This is a genomic window from Clostridium sp. CX1 (assembly GCF_025398335.1).
GTDB lineage: Bacteria > Bacillota > Clostridia > Clostridiales > Clostridiaceae > Clostridium_AM > Clostridium_AM tanneri.
On record NZ_JAODOO010000004.1, the window covers coordinates 318,599 to 327,324 of the forward strand.

Annotated in this window: 14 protein-coding genes and 1 pseudogene; 4 read left to right on the plus strand and 11 right to left on the minus strand. The window is 30.7% G+C overall.

The window, feature by feature from the left end:
- Positions 1 to 645 precede the first annotated feature (645 nt).
- The 7 genes from N4T77_RS06665 to N4T77_RS06695 all read right to left on the minus strand — a co-directional run bounded on the left by N4T77_RS06665 (position 646) and on the right by N4T77_RS06695 (position 4,095).
- Positions 646 to 1,164 (minus strand): hypothetical protein, encoded by a 519-nt coding sequence (locus N4T77_RS06665; protein WP_261670969.1) that lies wholly within the window; start codon positions 1,162 to 1,164, stop codon positions 646 to 648.
- 74 nt (positions 1,165 to 1,238) lie between these two features.
- Positions 1,239 to 2,501 carry an FtsK/SpoIIIE domain-containing protein gene (locus N4T77_RS06670; protein ID WP_261670970.1) on the minus strand — a complete coding sequence of 421 codons (1,263 nt, stop codon included), beginning with the start codon at positions 2,499 to 2,501 and terminating at the stop codon, positions 1,239 to 1,241.
- Positions 2,501 to 2,707 (minus strand): hypothetical protein, encoded by a 207-nt coding sequence (locus N4T77_RS06675; RefSeq protein ID WP_261670971.1) that lies wholly within the window; start codon positions 2,705 to 2,707, stop codon positions 2,501 to 2,503. Before N4T77_RS06675 ends, N4T77_RS06670 begins: the two co-directional genes overlap by 1 nt.
- Before the next feature lie 152 nt (positions 2,708 to 2,859).
- Entirely contained in the window at positions 2,860 to 3,243 is a 384-nt protein-coding gene (locus N4T77_RS06680; protein WP_261670972.1) for a hypothetical protein, read from the minus strand.
- A gap of 16 nt (positions 3,244 to 3,259) precedes the next feature.
- Entirely contained in the window at positions 3,260 to 3,454 is a 195-nt protein-coding gene (locus tag N4T77_RS06685) for a DUF2624 domain-containing protein (RefSeq protein WP_261670973.1), read from the minus strand.
- Positions 3,455 to 3,521: 67 nt separating this feature from the next.
- Positions 3,522 to 3,737: a hypothetical protein gene (locus tag N4T77_RS06690; RefSeq protein ID WP_261670974.1), complete on the minus strand. Its 216-nt coding sequence runs from the start codon at positions 3,735 to 3,737 to the stop codon at positions 3,522 to 3,524.
- Positions 3,738 to 3,885: 148 nt separating this feature from the next.
- Positions 3,886 to 4,095 carry a helix-turn-helix transcriptional regulator gene (locus N4T77_RS06695; RefSeq protein ID WP_261670975.1) on the minus strand — a complete coding sequence of 70 codons (210 nt, stop codon included), beginning with the start codon at positions 4,093 to 4,095 and terminating at the stop codon, positions 3,886 to 3,888.
- A gap of 115 nt (positions 4,096 to 4,210) precedes the next feature.
- On the opposite strand from N4T77_RS06695, the gene N4T77_RS06700 reads away from it, so the two are divergent.
- From N4T77_RS06700 to N4T77_RS06710, 3 genes are read left to right on the plus strand one after another with little or no spacing between them, the layout of a single operon-like run.
- Positions 4,211 to 4,774 carry a restriction endonuclease gene (locus tag N4T77_RS06700; RefSeq protein WP_261670976.1) on the plus strand — a complete coding sequence of 188 codons (564 nt, stop codon included), beginning with the start codon at positions 4,211 to 4,213 and terminating at the stop codon, positions 4,772 to 4,774.
- Between the two features lie 15 nt (positions 4,775 to 4,789).
- A complete protein-coding gene (locus N4T77_RS06705; RefSeq protein ID WP_261670977.1) occupies positions 4,790 to 5,344 on the plus strand; it encodes a restriction endonuclease in 555 nt (184 codons plus the stop codon).
- A 22-nt stretch (positions 5,345 to 5,366) separates the two neighbouring features.
- A complete protein-coding gene (locus N4T77_RS06710; protein WP_261670978.1) occupies positions 5,367 to 5,663 on the plus strand; it encodes a hypothetical protein in 297 nt (98 codons plus the stop codon).
- A gap of 25 nt (positions 5,664 to 5,688) precedes the next feature.
- On the opposite strand, the gene N4T77_RS06715 is transcribed toward N4T77_RS06710, so the two are convergent.
- The 4 genes and pseudogenes from N4T77_RS06715 to N4T77_RS06730 all read right to left on the minus strand — a co-directional run bounded on the left by N4T77_RS06715 (position 5,689) and on the right by N4T77_RS06730 (position 7,680).
- Positions 5,689 to 5,865, minus strand: a complete 177-nt coding sequence (locus tag N4T77_RS06715) for a hypothetical protein (RefSeq protein ID WP_261670979.1) — start codon at positions 5,863 to 5,865, stop codon at positions 5,689 to 5,691.
- A 279-nt stretch (positions 5,866 to 6,144) separates the two neighbouring features.
- Positions 6,145 to 6,603: pseudogene (locus N4T77_RS06720) on the minus strand (lysozyme); the annotation flags it as partial.
- Between the two features lie 7 nt (positions 6,604 to 6,610).
- On the minus strand, positions 6,611 to 7,033 hold the full coding sequence (locus N4T77_RS06725) for a holin family protein (RefSeq protein ID WP_261670980.1): 423 nt from the start codon (positions 7,031 to 7,033) through the stop codon (positions 6,611 to 6,613).
- Between the two features lie 491 nt (positions 7,034 to 7,524).
- Complete coding sequence (locus tag N4T77_RS06730) at positions 7,525 to 7,680, minus strand: hypothetical protein (protein WP_261670981.1); 156 nt, start codon at positions 7,678 to 7,680, stop codon at positions 7,525 to 7,527.
- 99 nt (positions 7,681 to 7,779) lie between these two features.
- On the opposite strand from N4T77_RS06730, the gene N4T77_RS06735 reads away from it, so the two are divergent.
- Positions 7,780 to 8,598 carry a DUF4393 domain-containing protein gene (locus N4T77_RS06735; protein WP_261670982.1) on the plus strand — a complete coding sequence of 273 codons (819 nt, stop codon included), beginning with the start codon at positions 7,780 to 7,782 and terminating at the stop codon, positions 8,596 to 8,598.
- Positions 8,599 to 8,726 lie beyond the last annotated feature (128 nt).

Sequence of the window (8,726 nt, forward strand, 5' to 3'; positions counted from 1 at the left end):
CACATAGCTTTCTAAAAGATCATATTTTCGTTTCACTTCCTGAAAATGATAACATCCTTGTATTTTAGAAAAGTGCCAAGATTCATGAGTTTTCGGATTTTAGACAATAAAAAAAGACGTTAGAGATTTTATAAAATCACTAAACGTCTTTTTTACTCATTTGGCGGGAATATGTGAGAATCGAACTCACCCGTCGTGGTCTTAGCACGGCAACTCGGTTTTGAAGCACTATTTTAAAAAGTGTCCAAGTTGTTTTTAAGTGAATATATTTTATGAACACTAGCATTTTCAATAACTATAACATTAAAAAATAAGACAAGCATTGCGTAAAGTTGAATTTGTGGACATACCTTCTGCGGTCAACTGGCGGTCATTTGATTTATTTAAACGTTTGATTAATATATGCACACTTTACTAAAAATTTTCTGAAACCTTTCCACAAATAAATAACACGAAGTTAACAAATATCTGGTCTAGATTGCAGTTATTTTTCTACCTATACGTTATACCTAAAAATTATACTAATCATATACCTATCTTTAGTATAAAAATATCATTTAAGGCATTGATTTTAAAGCATTCTTGCAAGGCAATAAAATAAAGAATTGAAAAGAATTAGTTGAGCGAAGCGAAACTTACAATCGGCTACTGCAGAGCCGTCACCAAATTGCCCAATCTAAAATCCACGTAAAGCATTGGTAACTCACATTCCTCCATGTTTTCACTTAAAACTGGCCTTACAATTACGATTAACGGGAAAATATCATTATCAATATCTTTGTATTTCTCTTGGAAGTGCCCACTCTGATATATCTCTTGTAATTTAATCATAGAAGTGTTATGAGAATAGTCTATTTCAACTATTAGCGGTATGAAGTAACCATCATAGTATAGTTCCATTAAAGCATCTATTTCTCTATATTTATCATTAGATGTATATATCCTGTATTTCTTATGAAATGTCTTTATATCTGCTCCTAAGCCAAGCAATTCAGCATAAACATCTATTAATTTTAAAGCATGAATTCCTAACGGGCTATCTATATAATATAGCTTTTCTGATGCCTTTGGCGGTTTATAACAAGATATTGCTTTCTCTTTATATAACTGCCTTAGCTGTTTTCTGGCTTGATCATAAGCATATTTGTTACCTTTAAAAATCACTTTAGCACATTGTTGAATACTTATGCTCCCATGCTCATATATAAAATTGAGGATTAATTTATCTTTTTTACTTATCATTTAATTTTCACCTTAACTTTCGTCTTAAGTTTAGGTGATTTTTTTTCTTTGGTAATAGTAGCATATGGGAGGTTTTGTTTTTCTTTCACAACCTTTACCTCTTTTTTAGGTAAGAATTTATTATAATCATCCAGCTCTTCTCTGCTACCATTTACTATACTCAGTTTTATATATTCTGTTATTAAGTCATCATTAATATATAGTGACTTAAACCATGCTCTTTTGTTGCCATACATTAAAAGAGCTTTTCTATTTTCAATATTTGCAAGTTCTGTAGTATCACATATTACTAAAGATGAAGCATCATTGTTTTGTGAAAATCCTATTTTAGTACAAAGATTAGCTTTTAAGTTAGGATCTAATATAGATGTATCCGGCCTTTGAATTCCTACTATTAAATAAATACCAACTTTTCTAAACTTACGTGTCATGTGTTTTATTAAGTTGTAGCACTTAACTTTTACTTGATAGTTATCCTCAAGTTTATTTACTGGAAAGTAGTCTCCAAACTCATCCAATACTAAATAATCATAAGCCATTCTTTTACCATAGAATTTATCATTGTATTCTTGAATATTTTTGCAGCCGTTCTTTGCAAAAATCTCTAGCCTTTTTGTATATACATGGATTAAATAATTAAATAATTTTTCAGTTTCTTCTAAGGTTCTAGCATACCCTTTCACTTGCTTACACTTCTGGAACACATCATAATCAGCAACATCTGCAAGGTCCGCAAAATATATATTTACATCTCTTTCAGTAAAATTATTTATAAGATTACAAAGTAGAATTCTTATAATCTCTGTTTTACCAGCACCAACTTGACCGGACACTAAGATATTTGGAAATCTCCTCATATTAACAACTAGTTCTTGCATTGTATAGCTAAGCCCACCATATATCTCATAAGGCTTTGTTTTATATGGTCTAAACTCTGTATTTTCAGTAAGTGGTAATACTATTATTTTTATAGTTGCAGTTTTTAAGTTTCTATTCTGTTCTATATAGGTTTCATACCCTAATTTAGTTTCAATGCTGTCCTTTGCTCCTGATAGCTTCTCAAAGCCTTTCCCATTTAAATTAATTATAATTGAATAACCCCAAGGTAAGCATCTCTTAACATCTATAATAGTGTAGTAATCTAGTTTATTATCTTCAAAAATCTTCTTCATTTCCTTTTTCATATAATATGCATCTCTACTATTCCATCTTCTGTAACCATAAGCTATAGCTCCTACAGCTCCTAGTTCTACAAACATTATTTTGCTCCTTTCTTATTATTTTTCATAGCAATGTAGCAGTGTACAAAAAGGTAAGCTGCAGTTCCACCAATGAATAGATTATAAGGCGTACATAACGACATAGCCTTTGATGCAACCAACTTATCTAAATACATTAATTCATCTATAATAAATATTTTGCCAAGACATGTTGCCTCCTGAAACATATATAGTATTTGTACCATGAATAATCCTCCCTAAAATTAGTCATACTACTTAATTAAATAAGCAGTTATGTAGAGGTAGAGAAAGAGAATTTTAAATAAAGCTATGATGGGCAATATTATATTAAATTCTCAATCTCATAAGGTTTATAAGCTATGATAGGCTTATAGTGTTACTTAATTACTTTTAGATGCTGAACAGTTTGAATAGGTTCTGGAATGTCTACTGCAAACTGATTTACAAAATCTAAGAGTTTTTTCATTTGTTTTTCTGATATGTTATGGGATTTTAGTTTCTTATAAATCTCATGCACATCATTCTTGAATTTGATATCCTTGTAGTAGTTTTTATTTTTGATAAAACCATTTAGCATTTCTTTCATATACAAGATATCTTCTCGTTTCATTAGCCTGTTTTTAATGCAGTAATTAAAAGTCTGTTGCACGCAAAGATATAATGGATATACTTGAGTAGGATATAAAACATCTTCTGCAGTTGTTCTCTTTTGAGGCTTACAAGTTTTTCTTATTAGTTTTTTCAATAGCATTCTTAACATTTTGATTCCTCCTTAGTTACTCAAAATAATAAGCATATTTAGAATTGCTACCTTTTAAAATATAATCTGCTACTTCCTGGATATCTACACTTGCAAATATCTCATAGTAACTATCAAGTAGCTCTAAAATACTTCTTGCTTGTTCAGTAGTGACTTCATAGTCATAATCTCTTAAGTATTTTTCTAATGCCTTTGGTGTAAGTGTGATCATAATTATTCCTCCTAAGTTTTATTCATATAACATTTATCTTTAGTTATATGTATCTGTAGGGTTTCCCCTACTTCTTTAGTAACTTAAAATCAGTTGTTTTAGGCTGATTTATATACTTTTTATCAAAATCAACTAATCGTCTAAGTTCCGACCCCTCCTTAGTTATCATTCTCCAACGTTCATAACCACCTATTTTCCCTACAAACTCTATTAATGTAGCAGTAGTCCATCCTATTAACTCACCGTCATATACACTTATAATTTCACCAGTATAATGTTTCATTTTTTATACCTCTCACTTATACCTTTTTTCTGTACCTCTAATAACAATATATGCATCAATTGTTTAAAAGTTGCTTAATTAAAAAAATATTTTTCATATATTATATATTTTTTTCAATTAAGCAATTGGAATATAAAAAAAATAAGGCTTATTCAGCCTCATAAAACCATATATCCTCTATTCTTCTATTAAGAGCTTTTGATATCTTAAATATTGTTTCTATATTACCTTGCTTTTTATTTGATTCTATTGGATTATACGTAAATACACTAATTTTAAGAATCTCTTCAGCAAATTCCTTTTGGTTCAACATATATTCTCTCATTCTAATTTCTTTAAGCCTATTTTTAATAGCCATTTACAGCACCTCACTATTATTATATAGACATATTCTACATATAATTTAAATTTTCCTTTCTACTTAAGTATATATAATTCCAAAACATGGAATAATGCTAATGGAGGTGTTTTATTTGAATAAATTTTATTCACTTATTTTATTTTTAATAGCTCTAAAATGTTATAGTAAGATACTGCTATTTCTAAAGGATAGGCTTAATAGCTACCATAAAAAAGAATGGTATAAGTATGCTTTTCTCTCAAGAAAACACTTAGTACAGCTATCTATAGGTGACTTTGAAGATTGGTGCTGCTACTTCTTAGAAAGACAGGACTATAGTGATGTGAGCATTGTATCTACATGGAATGATAATAAATACAAAACAATTACATGTAAAAAAGATAATACTGAAGTCTATGTTTGGTGCAAGTTAACAAGTGAAGTAGAAGAAATATCCGATAGCTATGGAACTGTTGGTAGACCAGATCTTCAAAAGTTCATTGGAACTATAGAACATGATAACATTACCCAAGGCATAGTTATTACAACCGGTGACTTTACTTCAGAAGCATTGGATTACGTGAAAAACTTACCTGAAAGATTTTCAATTACTTTATATGATGGAATAGCTTTAAGTAAATATCATAGAAAAATACGTGAAAAAGAAGTTGCTATGCTATTGCAACAAAATATTTAAGGATGTGATATCTATATGAATTTTATAAAAGAACTAGAATTAGTTTTCATTGTGTTTTTAATTGGTTACACAGCATTTTTAATAAAAGAAACCATTAGCTATTTAAAGCTAAGAATATTATTTACTTCAGATATAAAAAGGCTAAAAAATGGTATTATCCTCGTTAGTGACTTACATGATAACCTTACACCTAACGAGTTTGAACATTGGTGTGGAGATTTTTTAGATAAGAAGGGTTACCTAGATGTGTATGTAACGCCAAAAGGACCAGATGGCGGCAAAGATATCATTTGTAAAAAGGAATTTGAAAAAATCTATGTAGAATGTAAAAGATTTGTTTATAGTTTAAATGCTAAGTTTAAGGTTGATGATGATATAGCAAGAAAGCTTGTTGGTGCAATGATTGGTGACAATATAACTGGTGGAGTTATAATTACTAGTGGTATATTTACAGATGAAGCTATAAGGTATATTGAAACATTACCTTCTAAGTACAACTTTCAACTGTATGATGGAAAAGATTTGGCCACTCAATATAGCGTATTAAAAACGCTAAAGTTAACCAATTAATATTATAGATGAGGGTTTATAAATGTTAAAAGGCATATTAACTTTTTTGCAAATATTAGATTTGATTGGAAAGTGGATTTCAAAGGCTATTAAAAATTATCACATTACTTTAGGTATAATTCTATTTGTCAATATAGTAAGTAAAATTTCAGAACATGAAGGATCTTTATTATCAGTTTTTAATGTTATTTTAATTATGATATTAGCTATTCGGGCATATAGAAAATATTACTGTAAAAGAATATTGCAGGCTCCAATTATAAATATAAAAAATGAGAATAACATTACTAATGTAAGTGGAAACAAGAATGAACAATAACCCCGAGCCTAAGCCCGGGGTGCAATTATTTACTCTCTTTAACTGCCTGTCTAGCAGTAGATTGTCCAAAATAAAAAGCAATTACTAAACTGAAAACAGTTAAGTACTGCTCTGCAGTAACCTTTCCTACAATGGCTAAATAACAAAATACTATAGTAAGTAGTAGAGCTATAATCTTTTTAATCTGTAGAAGTTCTTTCATATGTTCATCCTCCAATTACCATAGCTTGTCGCAGAAATGCAGCACTTCTTTCATAGTTTCATACTGATCTGTGCCGCTAATAACTTGTTTTACATAAGACGAGTACTGTTCCTTTTTCCCACCAACAGCATATACATTTTTAACACAACTAAAGTCAAATTTTCTACTGTTAGTTATTACAGGACAATTTAAATAATTAGCTAAGTACTCTGCTGCTCCCTGATCTGGTCCATAATTATAAACAACTATATTTTCCACTTTCCTTTCCTCCTTCTGAACTGTATTGCCATTGCTAAAGAACATTGCTGCTTCTCGCTGCCTCCGTCTTAATAATCCTGGCAATGTTTTTCCTCCAGCTTTGCTCCATGCAGTAAAATTAGCTGTAATAGTATCCACATCTCTTACATCTTTGCATACATTTTTATATAGAGTAGAGCCTAGTACTCCACTAACACCAATATTATAGGCCATACTTACCAGTGCATCGAACTGGTTTTGATTTAGCCTTACACCTTTAGAGTCTAAGTCTGATTTTAAAGGTGTCGCATATTTATTATTAAGCAAGTCCTCTAACATATTTGAAGCTTGTTCTTCTGTTACATAATTTAAACCTTCAATCTCTTTACCGGTCATTCCATAACCCAAGGTTTTAACTCCAACACAATCATAATAAGGAGTTGCTGAAAACCCCTCAAAAGATTTTACAAAATCTATGCACTGTTTTGATACTAATTTACTCATAGGCTTATATCTCCTCTTTCTTAATTTCTTTTTTATTACCTTCTTTAAGTTGCTCTAACGCTTCCTTTATCTTTGGAGGCAATGGCAATCCTAAAGATCCGCAATTCTCTAGTAGACTTAAGCCTTCATTAGCAATATAAAAGTAACATACTAAAGTTCTGAATACCCAGGTGCCGTTGTTAAGTAGTCTATCTAATGCTACAGCTACAATTAAAACAACAAATATAACAGCCTTTCTTGCGATCCCTTTAAGTCCTACATCACTTGATAACACCTTATTTATGTATCCTCGAATTACCCCTGTAAGATAGTCTAGGAACATGAACAACACTAATATTGCAATTGCTATATCCCAAACTCCAAATAGCCATGTAAATAATGTTCCCAGCGTTGCTATTACACTGTTAAATGTATCTTTTTTATCCATTCCAAACCTCCACTTTCGCAAAAAATAAAAAAGAACCTGATTTCCCAAGTTCTTAAAATTGATCAAGATTACTTAACTATTAAATTCTACATAAGCTTCGGAGATGATTGTGTTTCCATCCTAATGGTATTACCTAGATAACACTATTAATAAAACAACTACTAAAAGTTGAGTTAAAGAGTTTAGAAATCCCTTCATGAGGCATCCCTCCTTGCACTTTCAAAATTCAAAAGCCCAAGGTGCTCTGGGTTTTGTTTCGCACCAGTAAACGGCGACCGCACCATCTCCTACATTTATGAGCCCGACCCCCTATTCCACCTAATTTAGATTATAATGTAATATTTTGTTAATGTAAAGGATTAATTTTTAAGATATTATGTCGTTTAAGGTTTCCTTTATGTTTTGATGTTTTTCATTACATAACTTTTCATCATAAGCCATGCTGCACCTCCGTAATACAAAATTAAAAAAGACTTAATTTTGATAAACCTTTACTTTTTTATAGTAACGTCTGTTATGGTGTCAAATTTTTGTGTAAATGGATTTTTGATTTCTACCTTTATACCTCCTCCCCAAATACCAATCATCACAACTAGAGCACACCATCCAACGCCTATCATTTCAAGAATAAATTTTAAGATACTCAATTTATCACCTTCTTTTTCTATTTTAATTTTTTCACCATTAGAGGATTTTTTACATTTATGTCTAATTATTAACATAAATATATTTAAATAGGTGTTTTCATGGAAAATAGTGTTAAAGAAACTGCATCTATGGTGAAAGATGTAGCTGAAGCTGTAAAAGGTGTTGTAGAGGCTGTTCCTGTATACCAAGATCTAGCTCAACCAGCGCTCAAAGAAGTTGGTACTGCCTTAGGAACAGTAGGAAAAACTATCAACGTAGCTCTTGCTCCATTATCTGCTTTAGTTTGGGGTTATGACAAAATCAAAACATATATTACGAATTCTTTAGAACAAAAACTTAAAAATGTTCCCCCTGAAAGAATTATAAGCCCTGCCCCCGAAGTTGCTGGACCAGCTTTAGAAGCTTTAAGATTTGCTGGCCATAACGAAAATTTAAGAGAGCTATATGCAAATCTACTTGCTACATCTATGGATTCTATAACTGCTGAAACAGCTCATCCATCTTTTGTAGAAATTTTAAAGCAACTTTCTCCTGATGAAGCAAAGATAATGAATTTATTTAGCAACGACACCAATTTCCCGATAATATCAATAAAGGCAATTAACAAAGAAACTAATCATTTCGGCTATATGCTAAAGAAACTTTCGACCATACCAGAACAAGCAGCATGTACAACTCCCAAGCTTGGTGTAAGTTACTTAGAAAACTTGGATAGATTAGGTCTTATTAAAATAGATCTTGAAACATTCAGTACTACAGACAATTTCTATACAGCACTTGAAAATCATCCTACTACAAAAAGCATATTTAATATAATAAACTCAATGAACAATAGACCAGAAATACAAAAAGGTCTGGTGTATCGTACGTCACTTGGCAGTCAGTTTTATAACGCTTGTATATCTCAAAAGCGATAAATAATTATAAATGCCAACTAACTATACAAAAAGAAGCGTAATTAGATTTGATTTTACACAAATCTAATTACGCTCCCACTATTTCTAGTCTTTTTTCATCCTATATTCAGTTTTTACGATATTTACGC